This is a genomic window from Paenibacillus sp. FW101-FHT12H11 (genome assembly GCF_058790355.1).
Genome location: NZ_JBYTCO010000001.1, coordinates 1,129,956 through 1,151,989 on the forward strand (window position 1 = coordinate 1,129,956; position 22,034 = coordinate 1,151,989).

Genomic DNA, 22,034 nt, shown 5'->3' on the forward strand with positions numbered 1-22,034 from the left:
CTTGCCTATCAAGGCTTAGAGGGGCTGAAGAATGACAATGCAGATTTCACATATTTACGAATACGCTCGGTTTTTCTACACTTTAAAAGACGGATGTAAGCGTTAGCAGCAACCAACATGCAGAGAAAGGAGAGGATGGAGGAAATGAGTACAATGAGTCAACAAACAGCAAGTAACACGAAGGTGTCAAGCAGCAGTTCGCTATTTTTGAGAATGAAGAAAAACTGGGAACTGTACTTATTTATCGCCCCGGCCTTTTTGTATTTCCTGATCTTCCAATACGGACCGATGTACGGGATTCAAATTGCCTTTAAAAATTTCACGCCATCTAAGGGGATCTTTGGGAGTGACTGGGTAGGATTCGCACATTTTGAGCGGTTTTTTCATTCCTATTACTTCTGGGATTTATTGTGGAATACGTTTAGCCTCAGCCTTTATGAGCTAGCGATCGGATTTCCGCTTCCCATTATATTGGCTCTTGCTTTTAATGAAGTGAAGAATGGTTTTTTCAAGAAAGGTGTCCAAACGATTACGTATGCACCACATTTTATTTCTGTCGTGGTCATGGCGGGGATGGTGATTACCTTCCTGTCTCCATCAAGCGGAATCATTGTGAAGTTGATGGAGCTGTTCGGTATCCATGCTCCGGCTTTCTTGACGGACCCGGGCTGGTTCAAGACGGTGTATGTCTTCTCGGGGGTTTGGCAGAACACAGGTTGGGGGACGATTATCTACCTGGCGGCGCTGTCCGGTGTAGACCCGCAGCTGCATGAAGCGGCCATTGTGGATGGAGCGAGCCGGTTCAAACGTGTTCTTCATATTAATCTTCCGACAATTGTGCCGACGATTACCATTTTATTGATTTTGAATGTGGGCAATATTCTTGGCGTGGGTTATGAAAAAGTATTACTGCTGCAAAACCCGCTGAACATAAATTCGTCCGACGTGATATCTACATTTGTCTATCGTACGGGGCTTGTCAGCGCGCAATACAGCTTCTCCACAGCCGTAGGCCTATTCAACTCGCTGGTCAACGCGATTCTGCTGATTACTGTTAACAAAATTGCCAAACGAACAAGTCAAACGAGCTTGTGGTAGACAAGAAGAAGGGAGGAGTCATTTATGGCTGTTGCCACTGCAGTTAAGGAGACGAAGGGTGACCGGATTTTTCTCATCATGAACTATGTGTTTTTAAGCTTGGCTTTGATCGTGGTGCTATACCCTGTGTTATATATTATTAGCGCTTCAATGAGCGATCCCAAGTATGTAAGCACCGGAGAGATGTGGCTGTTTCCAAAGGGGCTTAATTTCAAAGGATATGGGCTTGTGTTCGATAATATGAAAATTTGGAACGGCTATGGCAATACACTTTTGTACACCTTTATCGGTACATTGCTGAACCTGGTCGTTACGCTGCCTGCCGCCTATGCGCTTAGTCGAGCGGACTTTGTCGGCCGCAAGTTTTTCATGGGGATGTTCCTGGTCACGATGTTCTTCAATGGCGGCCTCATTCCGACCTATCTATTGGTGAAAAACCTGGGATTGATGAACTCCATCGGTGCACTCATCTTGCCGGTAGCTGCTTCGGTGTGGAATATCATTGTTGCTCGTACGTTTTTTGAGTCCAGCATTCCCAAGGAGCTTCATGAGGCTGCTTATATGGATGGCTGCACGAACTTTAAGCTGTTCGGGCTTATTATCATTCCGTTATCTGCGCCAATTATTGCGGTGATGGCCCTGTTTTATGGCGTAAGCCATTGGAACAGTTATTTCCCTGCGTTAATTTACCTGAATGACGAGACGAAATATCCGTTGCAAATGGTGCTGCGCCAAATTCTCGTCCTGCAAGAAATGACGGCGGAGACCACAGGCGCTGCGATTAGCGGCGATATGGCTATCGCGATGAATAACAAGGCCGAGATTGCTGCACTTGTAAAATATGTGGTGATCATCGTGTCTACCTTGCCGATTGTTGTGGTGTATCCTTTCTTGCAGCGTTATTTCGTACAAGGCGTCATGATCGGTTCCGTCAAAGGCTAGTTGCAATTTACCCCATCTATCTAGGAGGCAATAAGTATGAAAATTACAAGACATCCTAATAACCCGATTGTCGTTCCGGGAGGCTACGAATGGCGCAAAGTGACGGTGTTCAATCCGGCTGTTATTATTGACAATGACAAATTCTACATGGTTGAGCGTACGGCGGGCTCCTTGACCCCGTGCAAAAATTTCCTGGGCCTTTTGGAAAGCGAAGACGGCGTGAATTTCACGCATGTGAAAGATGAACCTGTTCTGACGCCTGATGAGCTCGGATTCCCTTATGGCAGCGTTCAGGACCCGCGTGTTGTCAAAATTGACGGCACGTTCTACATGAACTATGCGCTGCGTCCGTGCGCCATGAATTATTACCCGACGAATCGCGGTGTTCCGGAGAGATCGTTCCCATCGTATCCAGACGGTTGGGGGGAGCAGGAAGTCCATTGGCGGACGCGCTCTTCGATCGCCAAGTCGACGAATCTGATCGACTGGGAATTTGTGGCTGACACGACTCCTCTGGAGATCAATGATCGCGATAACATTTTGTTCCCGGAGAAAATTAATGGCAAGTTCGTTATGCTGCGCCGTCCTGAGGAATATGTAGGGGAAGAATACGGCACGGAAAAGGCAGCCATGTGGATTACATATTCGGAAGACTTGATTCACTGGGAGGAGCCGAAGCTGCTGGCCAAAGGCGAGAATCCCGCATGGGAATCACGGAAAATCGGAGGCTCCACGCCGCCGGTAAGAACGGATAAGGGCTGGCTGGTGCTCTACCATGGTGTCGATGACGAGATCGTCTATCGCATGGGGGCGCTGCTGCTGGATCTGGAAAACCCGGAGAAAGTGATTGCCCGCACGAAAAACTTCATCATGGAGCCGGAGACGTATTATGAGAAATTCGGTTACCAAATTCCGAATGTCATCTTCCCTACGGGGAATGTCGTGAAGGATGGACTGCTTTATATTTACTACGGGGTGACGGACACGGCTATTGCTTTGGCCACCGTGCCTCTGGACGAGCTGGTAGCGTACATACTTAACGAGCCTCAATAAATTTTTAAAAAACCAAGGAGCTAAGCGGCCTGTTTTCGCTTAGTTCTTTGGTTTTTACTTCCACATAAGATAAGCTGCCCTCGGTCATTTCATGACTTTAGGGGCAGCTTTGTGAAAGGAGCAGGTTATTCCTGCTCTTTTTTGGCATATAGTTTCCGATATTGTCCCGGCGTATAGCCCGTTTCTTTCTTGAATTTACGGATAAAATTCGGTGCGTCCAAGTAGCCTACCTGCTCAATAATATCCTTAAGTGGTGCGGTCGTATGGACCAGCAGTCGAATAACCTCTTCCATTCTTCTTTGCCAAATATATTGCGTGAAGTTATGGCCTATTTTCTCTTTGAAGGTGCGGCTCAAGTAAGAGATCGAGATGGAATATTTGAGAGCCACATGCTCAAGACTGAGCGTGTAGTCAGCGAATTTCTGATCCACATACGCGACGATATCTTCAATTAACGAAGGCTGCTCCGTTTCCGTATTCCGTTCGACCTGCTGGCAGATGCTGACGGCCAGGGAAGTTAATCGGTCTTCAAGCTCCTCCAGCGTTTCGAAAACGGAGAAGTTGTGAATCCCGGCGAACACTTCGCTGACCCCCAACTCATGAGCTGTTTTCAGCAAGGAGTTCAATAGATCGAAGCAGATGCAGCGCAGTAATGCGGCAGGGACGGCGGCCTCCTTAATTTCGGCGATCAGATCAATAATTACCTGATTGGCTACCGTTTCGTTGCCCTGCTTTAAGCTTTGCTCCAGCTTGAGCATCGACTTCTTCGGCAGCCAGTAGGCTTCGGACGAAGTTGAAGCAATCATATCCTGCAGCTGCTCAAAGTAAGTCACTCGTCCGTTAGAGCCCAGAATTCGATTATCAATCGCCGTAGCTGCTTCGATGAATGATTGGTTGATCGAGGCGAGGTCTGGATACGGCATTCCTACGCCGATGTACGGCATAATTTGAATGCTGTTGTTCATCATGATTTTAATCGCCTCGACAACATCCTCGATCCGCTTCTGGGCGGACTCTTGAGCTTCCGCAGGGACGGAGACGAGCAAGGCCAGTTGGTCTTTTGCCGAGAATTCTACGCCGTAAACACGAGCTTGAAGACTCGGAAATTCCAATTCATTAAACATCTCCTGCAGATGCTGCCGAATGTTCGAGGAATCCCCGCCCTCAAGATTGTCATCCCACGCGAGGATAAGGGAGACATACAATCCTTGCCCGTGCGGATATTCAAGTCCGGCGCTCGCCACCATACGTTCAATTTCCGGATCATCCGGCTTGCCGTGCTTGAACAGCATCAGCAGGCACTGGTTGCGGACGAATGGCTCCTGGGTGTCGATGCGGGCGCTGTAATCATGAAGCGTTTGCTTAATCCAGTCCCACTCGTTCCGTGTCATGTCGTAATTGGAGCTCTTCATCTTGGTGAATTCAATCAAATCCCTAATCGGGTGGTACTGCCGCTTCGCTAAGATCACGGCTACGATAATGCCGAATAAAACGGTGATACAGAACACCAGGAGGAATAAGGTCTGGATATGGACCACTTTACTGAAAAATTGATGGCTTGGGATCGCAGTTACATAATTCCAATTGTTCTCCTTGGATCTTACCGAAACTACGGAATGCTCTACGCCGTCGAGCTTCATGTTATGTATGCCGGGTTCTAGAGAGGCTAAGGACCCAACTGCCTGTTCCGGAAGTGCATTTCCATGATTATTGGAAGTAAGAAGCTGTCCGTTCTGATTGAAAATGTAGCTGCTCCCAGAAAAATTGTTAAGTATCATGTCCATAACGCCGGTCAGCTTCTCCTCACTGACCATATAAACGACTGTGGCCGTGGGATAGAGATCGTTCGGCTTGATCGGGAAAAGCATCGTCAGCATGGAGTCATTCCGCGAGTTAACGGTTACATTCTCGGCTGGGCGAATCATCGGCTGCTTGATTTTATTCAAATCGCTATAGATTTGGTCGCTGGTCCAATTGCTATAGTGGTACCAATCTCCAAATGCTACATGCACATTCGTTAAACCACGATAGGAGTAAATATTCTCATCGTTATGGAAATACAGAAACAAATCTTCCAGAATGCTGCTGTTCACTTTGTAATTGCCCAAGGTGTCGATAGCTTCCATCTCATAGTACGGATGATGTACCATGTAGGAGCTGAGCTGCTTGTCATAAGCAATGCGGCTTGTAATTTGCTGCAGTTCACTCATGCGTTCATCAATCGATAATTTAACTTGAATGAGTTGGTTGACGTTCGTCTGCTCAATTTCTCTGCGCAAATCATTGATTGCGTTTTCATAGATGAAAATCGTAACACCGGTCAAGGGAATGAGGAACATCAGTATGTAAGATAAGGCATATTTAAGAAGCAATTTCGATTTAAAGCTGTTCCAAGACATTCGGAAGCTGGACACAACGGATGACTTTAAGGATGATTTCGACATGAATGCGCTTCCTCTCCATACTAGACTAACATAGATCAATTAGAGGGTATTAATTGTTTGCATCTCCTCATTATGGCTGAAAAATAAGCCGGTGTAAAGGAAAGGACAGGCGGTCTGAAGGTCAGGCGAATAATGGGACTATCATGAGTCCAATAGCCGCCAATACGAACGAAAACCAAGAGAACCCAAGAAAATTATTCCTTGAGTTCTCTTGGTTTTTTTACATAAGTCGACATATAGAGATTAGCTCCCTGCTCTTGGTTTGGCAGGATTACATTCAGGGCAGGGTATGCCTGCAGCAGATTGCGAGAGTTTGTACAAATAATAACATTCTTCCCGAAACATATGATCGGGCATGAGTTCTGTTAATGTGCTAAGTAATTCTCTTCCTGTTGTAAACTCCTGTACTTCGGATAGAAATTTCATGAACAGGAGCATAACGCTATTGGCTTCTTGGTTAAACCTGCGCAAGGCTGGGAAATCCGGTAACCCAGTACGCATGTAACCTGCGAGTTCAATCGCTTTCTGATAATAAGCCAGAAAATAACGTTCAAACTCCTCGCTCTTGTTTTTCCAGTTCTTCTCTACCAGATCAAATTGGCCTGACAAGATGCCACTGTGGCCGCTTGCATCCAAAAGCCAAACTAAATGATGGTGAATAGCCGGTCCTGCTGGAGGGAGTTGGCCGCTTGTAAGTGCCGCAAAAACGCGTATCCCTTCCTCGATCTCATCGACCATATGATTGATAAATGTCGGAGACAAGTGAATGACAATATGCCCCGTTATCGACCGTTGCAGCAAATGAAGTTTGTAGGCTCGGAATTGTGAGAGGCAAGGATTAGCAGTCTGAAGCAAGGCGGCGATATTCGAACGATCCAAATTCTGCTTTGCTGAATCCTTGAGCTGATCAAATGCGTAAACAAACTGTTCTGCTCTGGTTATTTCGGTATCCTCTCCTGGAGCCAGCCCATCTCTGATAAATCTAGCATGATCCCCAAAAACTTGAAGCCAAAATCGGAGCTCAAAGAGTGCACCGTCCTCGAAGTTCATTGCCGTCATCCTTCACAGCTCCCTTTTTACATGGAATTCTCTCCTTGTAATACATTATGTGAGCATTGGCTTGTCAGATGATAACACATGATATGCCCGTTGTTTGCATTATAATGCCCGTTCTGACAACAGTGAATAACGAATTGTGTAAACATCGGTAATATCGGCAACAATTTCTTAAAGCATCTATAACTATCAGCAAACAATTGCTGGCTACAATAAGTGAAGTAAGGTGAACAAAAAGGCAGATAAGAGAGGAGATTCCAAGTGATAACGAAAGAAGCCGCTGCTTATGACAACAAGCCTATTCCAAAAATGCGGGAGCGCACCATCGTCAAATCGCGTTCTCGGAGAAAAGCCATAGAAGCGTGGACGGGATTGTGTTATGCCCTTCCGGCGCTGGCTCTGTTATTGTTGTTTCGTTATTGGCCGCTGCTATTCGGCATGTGGATGAGTTTGTGGAAGTGGGGTTATGTGCCGGAGCGATTTGTAGGATTCGATAATTACCTTCGTATTTTTACAGAAGACCTCGTTGTGCAAGACCCAACCGTCGGTTTACAGCTGGGCCCTGTCGGACAAGGCTTCATGGTTACCGTTTTTTACGCCATAGGCACGATTCCCTTGTCATTGCTGCTTTCATTTTTTGTTGCCTATGTCTTGTTTCATATAACGAAAGGCAGAACCTTGTTGCGCGTCCTTTTCTTCCTTCCGTACATTACTTCACAGGTTGCGGCGGCAATTGTATTTAAATGGATTTTCCATCCAAGCGTGGGCCTCGCGAATTGGGCTGTAAACAAGGTGGGAGGAACGCCGCAGCAATGGCTGACGGACCCGGATCCCATTCTAATGAAGCTGATTCAATCGCTTGGCGGACACTGGCCATCTTCGATTCCATCGGCATTCGCGGGTCCGACTTGGGCGCTTGGTGTCATCATGTTGTTCACGATATGGGGTAGTCTGGGCTTTCAAATTGTTGTGTTCCTATCAGGGTTGACGCAAATTCCTCATGATCTGACGGAGTCGGCCCGAATTGATGGGGCCAGGACGTGGCATACGATCCGACATATTACGCTGCCATTGCTGTCGCCGACTTGGTTTTTACTCATCATTGTCTCTGTGATTGGCGCTTTCGAATCGTTTAACGCGTTTTATGTGTTCTCTGGTGGAGAAGGCGGGCCATTAGGTTCCACGATGTCACTGCCCTTGTATATTTTCAGAAGCTTCTATGTGTACGGTCAAGTTGGTTACGCATCGGCTGTCTCGATGGTATTATTCGTACTCTTGCTTGGATTAACTTGGCTGCAGCTGCGTTACGGCGAGAAAAAGGTTCATTATATGCATTAATGCAGGATGGAGGATGAAAAGAATGTTTGGCTCAGTAGGATCAAGCCGCTCTTCCCGAATAACATGGTTAATCGTGTGGATTTGCACGGTATTGTTAGCCTGCTGTGTGGTGTTCCCTTTCGTATGGATGATTCTGACTTCGCTAAAAAGTGCGGAGGAAATTAATCGCATGCCGCCAACATGGCTGCCGGATGTATGGCACCTCAAGAACTATGCGGAAGCATGGTTAAAACCGGAATCCACCTTTCAGCGCTATTTTGTCAATACGGTGATCATCGCTGGCGTTGGCACGGCTCTTCAATTACTCGTGTGTGTGCCGATTGCTTTTGCCATTACCCATTTTACATTTCGCGGTCGTAATCTCATCTTTCTGCTCGTGGTAATCACGATGCTCATTCCCTTTGATGTTACTTTGGTTCCTAACTTCGTGACGATGCGGCATATACCTTTTGCCGGCGGTAACGATTGGGCGGGGAACGGGGGGCAGGGTTTCTATGACAGTTATATGGGCATGATGCTGCCGTTTTTGGCGGAGGCTTTTACCATATTTTTGTTAAGGCAAGCTTTTCTATCTGTGCAAAAAGAGTACTGGGAAGCTGCCCAAGTGGATGGCATGTCGAGCGCCAGATATCTGTGGTCCGTACTGCTGCCACTCGTTCTGCCCTCCTTAATTACGACAGCATTACTTGCCTTTATTGGAAAATGGAACGGTGTCCTATGGCCATTGTTGATTACATCTAGTGAAGCGCTCAGGCCACTGCAAGTAGGTTTATTGTATTTCGTTAGTGAAGAAGGGCCAAATTATCATCATTTAATGGCGGCGGCTACTTTTACAATCGCTCCTATTGTCGTGCTGTACTTGGTCGCGCAGCATTGGTTTCATCAAGGGATTACCTCAGCTGGGCTCAAAGGATAAGCCAAAGCCCCAACACTTTAGAATTTTAAAACAACAAAGAAACACACTGGAGGAACATCAGATGGATTGGCTGCATGAGATTGAAGTCGTCTTATTCGACTTGGATGGTACGCTTTATCAGGATGGCACGTTTTACAAACGGTATTTGGAATTGTTGTTTCAAGAGGGAGATTATGCGGCAAGTTTGGATGAGATTCTGGAAGAAATGGAGCGTTTGCTTGCAGGCCGGGATACAAGCCGTATAGGGGACTGGTATCATCCGAGCACGGATACTTGGACACGGGTAACTCCTGGGGATGTATCGGAATTATCACAGCAAAATTGGAACACGCCAGCTATTTATGCCGGCGACGCATGGAGCTTGGTTAGCATGTTTACCGTCAAGCATGGGATCGGCGAAGCCAAACGTCAGGAAGCTTTTCAGCAGGTGCGCAAGGAAATGCTTCAGGGCTCGTCGAGTTTCGAACGCCATGCAGGTTTATATGAGGCTATTCGTCAGTTGAGTGGAGTCCGCTCGAAGCTGTTGCTCACGAATTCGCCGGAAAATACAGGTCGTGAATTTATTGCTGCACTCGGCGCAGGCGAATTGTTTACAGATATTAAGTACGGAGCGGGGAAACCGGCTGGCTTGGAACATTTCATGAGTGAGCTGATGGAACGAGAGGGGCTGCGGCCTGAACAAATTCTCTCGATCGGCGATCACGCTTGGAACGATCTGTATCCGGTGCGTAAGTTAGGTGGTCGCACAGCGTGGATATCCGCGTACCCATCGTCCGACCCGTCGCCGTGGGATGTACGACTGACAACGCTGGATGAACTAGCATCCCTTTTAATGGATATTCAAGATAGCAAACTTAAACACGATTAAAGGAGGTAATGTGTATGAATCAGCAGCTTCAATTGGAGGAACGCATAACGTTTTATGGCGGGTTGACCACGATTGGCGGAGTTCACATTTTATACAGCTGTGGAGACACGGGAATTGTGTTTGATCTTGGTATGGCACGCGCATTTTTCAAAGGCGAAGTCAGCGTCCGTTCTGACTTTGGGATCCGAAGCAGTTTGCTGACACGGATGGCGCCACCTGTATTGGGGTTATATGATCCTGCTTTCCTGGGCGATGTTGGGGAAGCTGAGCTTGCGCAAGTGTGGGGCCAAGATCACTTTCCTCAGGTAAATAACCTGCATGGTTTTGTAAGCCACATCCACCAAGATCATATGGCTTTGCTTCCTTCCTTGCGCGAAGGACTTCCTGTCTGGATGCATCGTGACGCTTATGCGGTGTATGAAGGTGTTGTAGCTGCAGGCGAGTATGAAGGCACGAAAGCAGATATTCGTCTCATTGAGGACGGACAGATCGTAGACTTTGGCACTTTCCGCATAGAGTTCATCGAAGTAGATCATGATAGTCCAGGGGTTACGGGCTTCATTATTCACGGGCCGCAGCACAAAATCGCATTCACGGCCGATTGGCGCCGCCATGGCCGGAATTCGCATCGCTTGGATCACTTCATTGAACGCTGTCAAAGCGCTGAAGTTGACCTGCTCATCACCGAAGGCACAAGGATGCGCCCAGACACGTTGTTCCGCAAGCCGAAGGATCGACTTGAAGTTGAAGTGGCTGTCGAGTGCCGCCGTGCGATGGAAGACACGGAGGGGTTGGTGTATGCTAACATTCTCGCTCGCAACGTGGAGCGTGTCGCTGATTTGATTATCCGCACCAAGGAAGCGGGTCGTCAGCTTGTGATGGACGAAAGTACAGCCGTTCTGTGGAAGGAGGCCTCCACGAGACTATCGGTGCTAGCCGGGCATCCAGCGCTTGATGTCGATCAGGATGTCATTCGACTTATGAGCACACCGCAATGGTCCAAGGGGCCGCACCCTTCCAAGGAGGTTGATCTTCTTTATGCGCCTATAACGCTGAATGAAATTACGGCTAATAAATCGGCATATGCCGTCTATCTTACTTATCCGAACACACCACTTATAGCGGAAATGGAAACCTTCGGCTTACGCGCTTCGGCATCGATTTACGTTCATGCTGACGGTAATCCGTTGACGCCGTCGGACGAAACGCTGCTGAAGTGGCTCACGGAATTTGGTGTTCAGTATCGCTATTGTGCAACAGGAGGCCATGCCTCCCCGCAGGAGATATCCGAATTAACTACGCGGATTTCCCCGAAATTAGTTGTTCCTTTGCACAGCTTACACCCGACATTGTTTAATAGCGGTGGCATAAGGAAGTATTGTCCGGCTCCTGGAGAAAGCTTTGAACTTTCAGAACTCGTTGGTAAATAGATGCTTCATGCAACATACAAATCGAGGGAGTGATAACCATGAATTTGACGAAACGTTTTCCCGCTTGGAAAGCTTCGATGGCGAGCCTTTTGCTTCTCGCAACCATCGGTTGTGGAACACCGCAGCAAGCAGCGCCGGCCAGCACGCAAACGGATAAAAAAGAGGAATCTAAAGTAGCGCAAGGGATTGAGCTTGGGAAAAACGGGCCGATTACGATCGATTTCTGGCATATTCAAGCAACGATCTATGGCGATGCAATTAAAGAGATGGTCGCAGCTTTTAATAAAGAGTATGAAGGTAAAATTATTGTCAAAGAAGTGTTCCAGGGTTCGTATGACGATTTGAATAAAAAAGTGCGCGCTGCCCTGCAAGGCGGGGGCCTTCCGGCCGTAGCCATGTCCTATGAGAGCGATACGCTGGAATATATGAAAGCAGACAAAATTGTAGCGCTCGACGACTACATCAACGATCCGGTTAACGGATTGAAAAAGGCAGAGCTGGATGATATCATGCCAGGCGTATTGGCTCGTCAGCGAATCCCGGAATACAATGGGAAAACGATGAGTTGGCCGCACGGCAACTCCTCCATGGGCGTGTATTACAACATAGATCTGCTTAAGAAAGCAGGATATGAGAAGCCGGCAGCCACCTGGAAGGAATTTGAAAAGATGGCGCTGGACATTACGGAAAAAACAGGTGTTCCCGCCCTGGTTATGGGGAATGCCAATAATGGCGGAACATTCCGCACCTGGCTGCGTACTTACGGCATTGATCCCATTAATCTGGATCAAAGCGGTGTGAACTACGATAATCCACAGGCATTGGAATTGGCTGGTATCATCAAGAATTTGGTGGATAAGAAAGCGATTCTGTTCGCCCAGGACACGGAGCAGGAGTTTACGAACGGTAGAGCTGTGATGGAAATCGGTACGACGGCTCGTACAAGCTCCAAACTTGATCTGGTGAAAGATAAGTTCAAATGGGGCATTACGCTAATCCCGCAGGGGAAAAGTGGAAGCAAAGTGACGGAATTATACGGGGGCAATCAAGTCCTGTTCAAAACAACGCCAGAGAAACAGCTCGCAGGTTGGTTGTTTATGAAGTATTTCGCTGAATCTAAAGCGCAATCGATTTATGCTGCCAAAACAGGTTATTTCCCAGCAACGTTATCCGCACAGAATACAGATTTATTGAAGAAAAATTATACGGATAACCCGCAGAAGAAGCAGGCTTTCGATGAAGTGTTCCCTTTTGCGCGAATCGATGTCTCCAGTGCTGCGCGCAACAAGATGGATACGGCGGTTGGAGAAGCTTTGCAAGCGATGACTGCCGGTAAATTATCTCCGGCCGATGCGCTGAAGAAGGCGCAAGATGATTCCACGAAAGCGCTCAAAGAATTCAAATAAGCTCTAAAACAATAGGTAACAGGCTTCCTGCGTAAGCGCCATTAGGGCTTATGAGGAAGCCTTGTTTTACTAACGTCAGGGGAGGTTACAGGTGTGAACTCAGTCCGTCGAAGAAATGAAATTATTATGGATGTGCGGCGTACCGGCAGCGTTTCTGTCGATGAATTAATGTTGGCTTATGGAGTCTCGGTGGAAACAATTCGCCGGGATTTACGTATTTTGGACGAAAAAGGCATTGTTCGAAGAACGTACGGCGGTGCGGTGAAAAGAGAGCAGACAACGTGGGACATGCCGTATTATGATCGCATGCAGCTGAATCTGGAACGTAAAGAGGCTATTGCCCGCGAGGCGGTGCTCTTATTGGAGGATGGCGATAGTGTTTTCGTGGATGGCAATACGACCGGGCTTGTGCTCTCGCGCTTGATTCCCGCAGATAAAAACCTGACGATCGTGACGAACTCGGCGATGGTCGCCTTGAATCTTGTTCAGAAGAAAGGAAAGCTGAGTGTCTATCTGGTTGGTGGCGAGGTGGGCGAGGATGGGATGACATTCGGCTATAAGCTGCACTGCGAGCTTCGTCAATATCGCTTCGACAAAGCGCTTTTTTCCTGCATGGGGTTTGGTACACAAGGCATTTATTATTCCAAATGGGAGCCTCTGCAAATTGCGCAGATGATGGTTGAGCAGAGTAATCACCTCATTCTCATGGCGGATTCGTCCAAAGCCAACCGCAGCGGATTTCTATTTGGGATGGAGCTTAATCGGATTCAAACGCTAGTGACCGATGAAGGGACGCCGCACGATATGCGCGAGAGTCTGCGGGAAACGGTCCGTAACCTGATCGTTACCAGCGGTGATGATCAGAGTGAAAGGTAAGTTTGGCATTGGAGAACTACAAGCCGTTATTTCTTTGAAAATGCATGATTCCAAGATTAAGGGGAACTGTGGTTCCGAATAGAGGACTCCAGTTCCCATTGAGTGGGCACGAATACAAAAGTTTCGTAAATACGTCCAACCCAAAAAGGACCGCCAGGCAATTAAGCCTGACGGTCCTTTCTTATTATTCGTATACTTCTAGCTCAAATAAGGAGTAGCCGTATTGCGTATTGCGTTGTGTGCCAGCGACTTTCACGTAACGAGCGTCAACAGGGCTGAAGAGAATGTTGTCTTTACCGCCGTCTCCGTACGTTGTCGAGGATACTGTCGTCCAGTTCTCGCCGTTCGTGGACACTTCAATGGTGTAAGCCTTCGCTGAAGCATTTTCCCAGTTCAGAAGGATGCGACCGATTTTGTAGGATTGCCCAAGATCAACGCAGATCCATTGCGAATCACTGAATGGCGATTCCCAACGTGTGCTTTTGTTTCCATCCACAGCGAACTGCGCACTTTGAAGCGGCGTTTCGGAAGTGGTGACTTGTTTGTTAAGCGCAAGATTAGCTGCAGGAATAATGGCTTGTACAACCGTATCGTCGTCATAGCCAGTTGACCGCACCTTCACTTCGTAAGGGCGAGCTTCCGTGAACAAAGCAGCGTTAAGTGTAATTTTGCCTGCAGATACTTTGTATTGATCAGCGCGAAGGGTAACGCCGCTCAGTTCAACTGCGTTAATTGCGTTTCTCCAAGCGCTATTGTCCTCAAACGTGATGTCGATGGTTTGACCAAGAATGTTATCGGTCGTATCGGCCGTCAATACAGGTCCTGCAAGCGGAGCTTGATTACCGGCGTAAACTTCGAACTCCCATAACGAGAAGCCGTATGGTGTTCCACGTTTGATTCCGTTCATCTTCACATATCTTGCACTAACTGGAGCAAATGTCAGATCGTCAACGTCCCCGTTGCCATTCTCTGTTGCATATACCGTTGTCCATGTTTGCCCATCCAGGGAGACATCGATGGTATAGGCTTTGCCATAGGCATTCTCCCACGTTAGAACGACGTTGTTAATCGTTTTTGGAGCTCCTAGATCAACACTCATCCATTGGTTGTCTTCAAAAGCGGACTCCCAGCGGCGATCGAATCGGCCGTCGACGGCATCTGCGCTGGAACGGTGGTAGTCCGGCGACGAAGCTGTCGGTCTGTCGTAAGCGAGATTTAACGGATTAGGATTCGTCGGATTCGTCGGATTTGTTCCATGGCCTTGATCTGGGTCCGGATCTGTATTCGGATTCCCCGGAATATCTTTCGCTGCGACGGTTTGCTGTACGGATGCTTCCGTGTACCCTTTCGCTTGAACCGAAATTCGATACGTTTTTGCATCTTTGAAAAGCGAAGCGTCTAAAGTGATTTTGCCTGCAGACAATGTGAATTGGCCGGAGCCAACCACTGTATCGTCAACTTTGACAGATTCAATCGTGCCTCTCCATGTAGCATCATCGTCGAAAGTGATGTCGATCGGCTGACCGACTTTCGCATCCGTTGTATCTGCTGATAACTCCGGCGCGCTCGGCAAGCTGGAAGCATTGCCATACACTTCAAATTCCAAAAGCGAGAACCCGTAGGCTGTCGTGCGCTCAGTTCCGTTTACTTTCACGTATCGTGCTTGCGTTGGCAAGAATCCGATATCGTTGATGCCAGGTTTGCCTGTTGTTGTCGCATAGACCGTCTTCCAGTCTTTACCGTCTGAAGAGGCTTCAACCGTGTAGCTCTTGCCGGCCGCATTCTCCCAGTTCAGAAGCACACGGGAAATAGTGTTATCTGCGCCAAGGTCGACCGTTAGGTACTGCGGATCGCTGAAATCGGACTCCCATCTCGTAGCGGTGTTTCCGTCAACGGCATTTTTGCCGGGTTGTTTTGGATTCGCTGAGGTGAGTGTCGGTTTGCGCAAAGCAAGGTTGACGTTCGAGTTCGTCACGATTGTTTGCTGAACCGCAGCATTGGCAAAACTTTTAGCCTCAACGGAAATGTCGTAGCTGCCGGCTTCAGGGAACAAGGCGCCATTCAGTGTAATTTTACCTGGTGAAACGACGTATTGTGCAGCAGATGCCGCCACGCCATTCACTTTCACGCCAAGGACCGCGTTTCTCCAATCTGCGAAGTCATCAAAGCCGATGTCGATTGATTGACCTGCACGATTCATGGTCGTATCCGCCGTCAACTTCGGAGCGTCAAGATCGCCTGCCGGCGTACCGAACACTTCCATCTCCCATAGAGAGTAACCGTAGTTTGTCGTCCGCTCTGTGCCTTCTACTTTGACGTATCTGGCATTCACGGCTGGGAATTTTATGTCGTCGAGACCTTCATGACCACGTGTGGTCGTGTATACCGTTTGCCAAGTTTGGCCGTCCACAGAAGTTTGAACGGTATAGCTTTTACCAGCTGCATTCTCCCAGTTCAAGCGGACATGACTGATTTTATACTCCGAGTTCAGGTTGACACCGATATACTGCGGATCGCTGAAATCGGATTCCCAGCGTGTATCCTGCTTGCCGTCAACCGCGTTGGAGCCAGGGTTTTTCGCTTTATCCGACGTAAAGGTCGGTTTGTTCAGCGCAAGATTTACCGTTGAGTTCGTGATGACGACTTGCTGAGCGCTCGTATCCGGGTAGCCAGCAGATTGAAAGGTAATTGTGTAGCTGCCTTCCACTGGGAAGGTGCTGCTGTTTAAGGTGATTTTGCCGCCTTGTACACTATATTGCTTGGCATCAATGGCTGCTCCATTGACAAGTACGGAGGAGATGGACTCGCGCCATTTTAGATGGTCGGCAAACGTAATGTCGATCGGTTGGCCAATCGTGTTTTGTGTTGTATCTGCCGCAAGCTGCGGTGGTGTGTTGCTATCAAAATCCGTCACTTTCATCGGATCTACTTTCACGAGTGATTTCGGTCCAACTTTTGCGGAGCCAGTTACGCCGGCTGCATTGTGGAAGGTCACCGTAACCGCTTCGTTCTTCGGATTCCAGATCAGTGCGGAGTATACCGAATCTTTCTTATAAATGGAAGCTCCTGTCCAGCCGCTTGCCCAAATGTCATTGGTACGTGTTCCGAGAGTCGCCATGTTGTGAACGAACCAGTACGTGTTGAAAATCTCATTCTTTTGCGTATTCTCGGTCGTAAATTTATTAAGTACCGTTTGCGGCTCGCTTAAGGATTCAATTGGCCAAACGATGTGCTGCCATGCGTTTTCCGGGCCTTTGTTATCCTTGACAAGACCGTTATACAGGTCTGCAGCTTTCGCAGGATCGAAACCATAGCTTGTCAGGTATTCGCCAGTCGGTAACCAGTGGATGCCGTAAATGTTGACAGGGTCGCCACTGAAGAACGTTCCGAAGTTGTACGCGCTGCCGTATACTTGGCCAACGGATTTGTGAGCAAATCCAGGCAGCCAGTTGTCGTTGTCATAGTTGAACCAATATTGTTCAACTGCTTTCAATTCTGTCGTGAAACCATAGATGGAGATATCACGGAACTCCTTGTCGCCGGACATCAGGCTCCACATGTATTCGCCAACCCAGCCGAACAAGGACTCGCCCGCTGCTTCCTGATTGTTCCCGTTGTTGTTATCCCCGTAACCGCCAGCCCATGAATGGCCCTCGTACGGATCGAAGTTGCGCAGGAACGGATACATCGGATCGCTTTTCGACGGATTCGCGTAGTCACGGATCAGTTGCTCAACCATCTCGCCGTAATTGTTTTTGAAGTCCTGATCGTAAGTGGCAAGTACTGCGGAAGCGAAGACATAATAACCATAGGTAAAATGATGGTCCGTCAGGCCAGTATTAGCACCGAATTCGCTGTTCTTGTAATACATTGTCCCCCAAGTTGGGTCGTAGTACATGAAGTAATCCGGCTCTCCCTTGGTGTAAGTGTACCAGTCCGTCAAGATCGTTCTGAGTCGCTCCAAGAACACAGTTTTGTATGCTTGGTCCCCGATCTGATCGGCGATCAGGACGCCCATTGCCAGCGGATGAAGCACTTTGCCTTGCCAATAAGCATCGCCAGACATGATGTTCTTCGAGGTTGATTCGTCCAGATAACTTAGCTGTTTAAGCAGCGTTTCCCGCGAGTAAGTCGGATCTCCCGGCTCTGTAAATTGAGGGACGATACCGTTAAAACGGTCAACTGTCGTAAACGAATTGCCCTCATGAAGCTTCAATGTGCCACGAATGGACTCGTAAGAAAGCGAAGTCAGCGAAGAGGACGTTTGCTTCCATTGATGCGGGAGGAGTGCCATCAGCGTCGTTGGCTCCATGTCCGCGCGCTTCTGATCGATCTCGACGTCGAAGCGGGTAGTGACTTCGGAGGTGTTCTCATCGAAGCCCGGAGTTACGGTCGTATTTTTAATGAAGGCATAGCCGTGTTTATAAAAATAGTTCAAATCGCTGGCAGCCGGCATAGAGGCAAGAGACAGGTAGTTCTGTCCGCTGCCGAGTCGAACTTTGATCTTGTTGCCGACTTTCATGAAGACGGAGCCTTGCGGTGCGAACAAGCCATAGTGGCGAGTCACGGGTTTGGATTGCGGTGAGCCATCCACGTTGTTAACGGTAAAACCGATGTGGTCTGCCGTCAATGTAGTGCCTTCACCTAAGAGAACCGGATTCCCGTTGTCGTCATAAAAGCTTGTGGAAACCGGGAAGTTCAATTCCGGTGTCGTTGGATCGCTGAATTCCGAATACAGGTACGGCGAGCCTTTGACGAACGTCGTTTTCATTTTCTCCGTGTCGTTGTCGCTTAGCTGAACGGTTGCAGACCAGTCGCCATAGCCGGCTACTTTGTTCTTAATATGCGATGGGGAGATGTTTCCGGCGTTCAAGTAGAAGTCAGGCGCGCCATCGGCTGCTTGGGAGTTGCCTGTGTCATTCACCCAACCCGCACCCGGGTTCAGGATACCGAGGCCCATCGTCGTATATTTGGATTTGAGCGGAAGCGTGATGAGGCTGTCACTCAAGTTTTTAATAAGAACGGACTGCCACCAATCATTAGAAGGAATCGGACCTTTCACGTCATCTGTTTTATTTACAGGGGGACGGGGCTGCGGCATGTTGATGTCGCTGCTCAAATAGCTGCCTTTGCCTACTTCAACGGTCGATGCGGTAGGAAGGGAAGGAATGGTATAAGCCGGTTTCGGATCGCCATCCACATAATCGTACACACTGAAATTGAACAGGGAGTAGCCGTAGCTCGTCGTGCGGGAGATCCCTTTCATACGAACGTAACGTCCACTGGCATATACCTGCGTATCCATCCAGCCGTCTTGACCGTTAATTTCACGGTAAATCGTTGTCCAGTTCTGGGCATCGTCCGATACTTGCAAATCATAGATACGACCGGCTGCATTTTCCCAGTTCAAGCGGATGCGGCCAATGTCATGTTTGCTGCCAAGGTCAACATAAATCCACTCATCGCTCGTGCTCGCAGAAGACCATCTTGTTGTCGCATTGCCATCCACCGCATATTCAGGCAATAAAAGGGGCTTATCTTTGTCAGGCGCAGCGGTTGAAGAAGCCGTTACCGGTTTATTCAAAGCGACATCTTCGCCAAGCACGACAGGGAGCGGGTTGCTGCCGCCTGTACCGTATACTTCAAACTCATAGAGGGAAACGCCATAGCCTCCGCTGCGCTCAAGCGACAGCATGCGGACGTAACGTCCTTCGCCAGATAAGGCGATGGTGTCAACGCCACCGTCTCCTTTGGTATCTGTGTAGATGTCTTTCCAGTTCGTTTCGTCGTCAGATACTTGGATCTTGTACGACTTTGAATAGGCATTCTCCCAGCGGAGCACGGCTTTGTCGATCTTGGCTTTGGAACCAAGGTCTACGTAGATCCACTGCTCGCCGGCGCTGAACGCACTACCCCAACGGGAGTCGGTATTGCCGTCGAACGCTTTGTCCGCCGTCAAACCTCCTTCGGTTGACGAGGCGTAGGCTGCACCTTCATAAGTCAGAAGGTGGGACGTTTCGCCTGCATTCGCAGCCGATGCCGGGGCAGGCATTCCGCTCCAGGACCCAAGAAGCACAGAAAGAGCGAGCGCTGATGATGCGGTTTGGGTCAATTTCTTGCGTATTCTTTTCTTGGGTGAACTCATTCCTTCATATTCCTCCTTTTTCGCCCGATAGGGCTTACTAGCTTGAATGTTGTGAACTGACAAAAAGAAACAACATTCTTCATTATTTTGGAAATTTTATTTCCAACGCGATTATATCTTCTGTCGAATCCTGTTTACAATAAGCGGAAATTCCTAGTCAATTTTTGGAATTAGGCCTGTATGCCTACGAGAAAAAAATGAATCTAGGTCATTTTTTGTCCGCCGGTCGAATAAAAAAGGGTTCGTCTATCATGATGTCAGGTTTAGACTCAATTAGAAAGCGGTCCTGTAAGTTTATTCAATTAAAAATTTAATTGGTCATAGGGACCTAAGTTTATATGACAAACGTAATAGGTCTCAAAATGTTTTCTTAATAAAATATTTACAATCGATCCTAGGTCAAAATAGCCGGGAACGCAAAGCTGTACATATTTACATATTATTCAAAGTGAGATAACACTTACTTGATTTTGTCTTGTTACGATGACCCTATAAATAAGTCAAATTATTTTACTAATTACTGGCTTCGCTAATAAATGAGAGGAGGAACCACCACATTGTCACTGAAATCATGGAAAACGAATGTTGCCGGTTATTTGCTGCTGGCGCCGTCTCTGCTCGTTATTGCTATTTTTGTCCTTATTCCTGTCCTCTATAGCGCAGGCTTGAGCTTGTACTCCTGGGACATGCTGCGCCCGACGCCAACCTTTGTAGGCGTAGATAATTACCAGAGGTTGTTTACGAATGAAGAGTTTTATCATTCATTGAAGATCACCTTTCTTTTTGCAGCTATGACGGTGCCGTTATCGATGTTGATCGCATTGATTTTTGCACTTCTGCTTGATCAGGGTTCCAAAAAACTGATGATCACGTACCGATCGATGTTTTTCGCTCCTATGGTTACTTCCACCGTCGCAATCTCGGTCGTTTGGATGTTCATTTTCCATCCGGATTATGGCCTGGCGAACGCGATAATAGAAAGTTTTGGTTTTAAACCGCTCCGTTGGCTCAATGATACGAACACATCGCTAATGTCATTAGCCATTATGTCGATTTGGAAGACGCTGGGCTACAATGTCATCATTTTGTTAGCCGGCTTGCAGAACACGGATTCCAGCGTGCTGGAGGCAGCGAAAGTAGATGGCGCAAATAAGTGGCAAATTGTTACGAAAATCCGCATACCGCTGTTGACTCCATCGCTCTTTCTATTATTAATTCTGCTAACGATCGAGCAATTCCAGACATTTACTCAAGTCAACGTAATGACAAAAGGCGGTCCTGCAAAGAGTACGGAGTTAGTGGTGGTGCAGCTTTATCACTATGCCTTTGAGCTGTTCCAAATGGGATACGCTTCGGCGATTTCGATGGTCATTTTTGCGATTGTTTTGCTGCTGGTTGTCCTGCAAATGATCGTGGTCGGCCGAAAGGTACACTATCAATAAAATCCGTTATTTTAGAAAGGTATGAGGCAAGATGCGTATATCCAAGCCGGTTACAGTCGGACAAAAAGCAACACTGAAACCCGTGGGTGGGAAAACGACGACAGCAAAACGCGCTGAAAGATTCCGTTCGCTAAGCAAACTGCCGATGGATCTATGGTTGAAGCACGCGGTACTGCTGGCAGGTGGGTTATTTATGATGCTGCCCTTCATCTGGATGTTTCTATCTTCTGTCAAATCGACGGAAGAAATTTTCTCGGGGAGCTTATTCGCTTTGCCGAAGATATGGCACTGGGAGCATTATGGACAAGCCTGGAAAAAGGCTCCGTTCGACCGCTTTTTTATAAACAGTTTGGTGATGTCTGCCGGCATTGTCGTGGGTCAATTGATGACCAGCTCGATGGCTGCGTATGTCTTCTCCTGGGTTCCAATCCGTGGAAGAAAACTGTTGTTTCTTCTGGTTGTCTCTTCAACGATCGTCCCGTTCGAATCTACGATGATTCCATCCTACTTGGTCATTAAAGAACTGGGGTGGATCAACAGCTATGCTGGACTTATCGTGCCAAGCACAGCGAGTGTGTTCGGGATATTTTTACTGAGGCAGTTTTTTCTGACTATTCCCAAAGACTTGATGGATGCTTCACGGATCGACGGGTGCGGGCACTTTCGAACCTTGATACAGATCGTTATTCCGATGTCCAAAACGGTGCTGGCAACACTAAGCCTCTTTGCCTTCCTGCACGCCTGGAACAGCTACCTGTGGCCCTTGCTCATCACGAATACAGCGAATATGCGAACCGTGCAAGTAGGGTTGCGTTATATGATCGATGCGGAACAGGGAACGGATTGGCCGAGTCTGATGGCGGCATCGACGTTTATCATCCTGCCGGTCCTGCTGTTCTTCCTGGTCAGCCAAAAATATTTTGTCAGGGGGGTGATGAACGCCGGTGTGAAATAAGATTTGCAAGAGGATGACGATAAACCAAATTCAAATAAAAAAACAAGATAGGTGGAGGAACCATT

Annotated in this window: 14 protein-coding genes; 11 read left to right on the forward strand and 3 right to left on the reverse strand. The window is 47.9% G+C overall.

The features are described from left to right. Positions 1-153 precede the first annotated feature (153 nt). From AC3WTJ_RS04740 to AC3WTJ_RS04750, 3 genes are read left to right on the forward strand one after another with little or no spacing between them, the layout of a single operon-like run. Complete coding sequence (locus AC3WTJ_RS04740) at positions 154-1,098, forward strand: ABC transporter permease (protein ID WP_407868428.1); 945 nt, start codon at positions 154-156, stop codon at positions 1,096-1,098. A gap of 24 nt (positions 1,099-1,122) precedes the next feature. Next, complete coding sequence (locus tag AC3WTJ_RS04745; RefSeq protein WP_492520804.1) at positions 1,123-2,040, forward strand: carbohydrate ABC transporter permease; 918 nt, start codon at positions 1,123-1,125, stop codon at positions 2,038-2,040. 36 nt (positions 2,041-2,076) lie between these two features. Next, positions 2,077-3,093 (forward strand): glycoside hydrolase family 130 protein, encoded by a 1,017-nt coding sequence (locus AC3WTJ_RS04750; RefSeq protein WP_492520805.1) that lies wholly within the window; start codon positions 2,077-2,079, stop codon positions 3,091-3,093. Positions 3,094-3,218: 125 nt separating this feature from the next. Here the strand turns inward: AC3WTJ_RS04750 and AC3WTJ_RS04755 are convergent, their stop codons facing one another. Continuing rightward, the gene (locus AC3WTJ_RS04755; RefSeq protein WP_492520806.1) at positions 3,219-5,537 is read right to left on the reverse strand and encodes a helix-turn-helix domain-containing protein; all 2,319 of its coding nucleotides are present in this window, start codon (positions 5,535-5,537) and stop codon (positions 3,219-3,221) included. A 243-nt stretch (positions 5,538-5,780) separates the two neighbouring features. Continuing rightward, positions 5,781-6,596, reverse strand: a complete 816-nt coding sequence (locus AC3WTJ_RS04760) for a DUF2935 domain-containing protein (RefSeq protein ID WP_492520807.1) — start codon at positions 6,594-6,596, stop codon at positions 5,781-5,783. Between the two features lie 258 nt (positions 6,597-6,854). On the opposite strand from AC3WTJ_RS04760, the gene AC3WTJ_RS04765 reads away from it, so the two are divergent. From AC3WTJ_RS04765 to AC3WTJ_RS04790, 6 genes are all read left to right on the forward strand, one after another. Next, entirely contained in the window at positions 6,855-7,931 is a 1,077-nt protein-coding gene (locus AC3WTJ_RS04765) for a carbohydrate ABC transporter permease (RefSeq protein ID WP_492520808.1), read from the forward strand. 22 nt (positions 7,932-7,953) lie between these two features. Next, positions 7,954-8,847, forward strand: coding sequence for a carbohydrate ABC transporter permease (locus AC3WTJ_RS04770; RefSeq protein WP_492520809.1), 894 nt, complete (start codon positions 7,954-7,956; stop codon positions 8,845-8,847). 61 nt (positions 8,848-8,908) lie between these two features. Then, positions 8,909-9,715, forward strand: a complete 807-nt coding sequence (locus AC3WTJ_RS04775) for an HAD family hydrolase (protein ID WP_492520810.1) — start codon at positions 8,909-8,911, stop codon at positions 9,713-9,715. A 14-nt stretch (positions 9,716-9,729) separates the two neighbouring features. Beyond that, positions 9,730-11,145: an MBL fold metallo-hydrolase gene (locus tag AC3WTJ_RS04780; RefSeq protein WP_492520811.1), complete on the forward strand. Its 1,416-nt coding sequence runs from the start codon at positions 9,730-9,732 to the stop codon at positions 11,143-11,145. Between the two features lie 38 nt (positions 11,146-11,183). Then, positions 11,184-12,551 (forward strand): ABC transporter substrate-binding protein, encoded by a 1,368-nt coding sequence (locus AC3WTJ_RS04785; RefSeq protein ID WP_492520812.1) that lies wholly within the window; start codon positions 11,184-11,186, stop codon positions 12,549-12,551. Positions 12,552-12,644: 93 nt separating this feature from the next. Beyond that, the gene (locus tag AC3WTJ_RS04790) at positions 12,645-13,427 is read left to right on the forward strand and encodes a DeoR/GlpR family DNA-binding transcription regulator (protein ID WP_157319384.1); all 783 of its coding nucleotides are present in this window, start codon (positions 12,645-12,647) and stop codon (positions 13,425-13,427) included. A gap of 184 nt (positions 13,428-13,611) precedes the next feature. On the opposite strand, the gene AC3WTJ_RS04795 is transcribed toward AC3WTJ_RS04790, so the two are convergent. After that, on the reverse strand, positions 13,612-19,572 hold the full coding sequence (locus AC3WTJ_RS04795; RefSeq protein ID WP_492520813.1) for a discoidin domain-containing protein: 5,961 nt from the start codon (positions 19,570-19,572) through the stop codon (positions 13,612-13,614). Positions 19,573-20,129: 557 nt separating this feature from the next. On the opposite strand from AC3WTJ_RS04795, the gene AC3WTJ_RS04800 reads away from it, so the two are divergent. Both AC3WTJ_RS04800 and AC3WTJ_RS04805 read left to right on the forward strand, forming a co-directional pair. Continuing rightward, positions 20,130-21,014 carry a carbohydrate ABC transporter permease gene (locus AC3WTJ_RS04800; protein WP_492520814.1) on the forward strand — a complete coding sequence of 295 codons (885 nt, stop codon included), beginning with the start codon at positions 20,130-20,132 and terminating at the stop codon, positions 21,012-21,014. Positions 21,015-21,045: 31 nt separating this feature from the next. Continuing rightward, the gene (locus AC3WTJ_RS04805; RefSeq protein WP_492520815.1) at positions 21,046-21,969 is read left to right on the forward strand and encodes a carbohydrate ABC transporter permease; all 924 of its coding nucleotides are present in this window, start codon (positions 21,046-21,048) and stop codon (positions 21,967-21,969) included. The last annotated feature ends 65 nt before the right edge of the window (positions 21,970-22,034 follow it).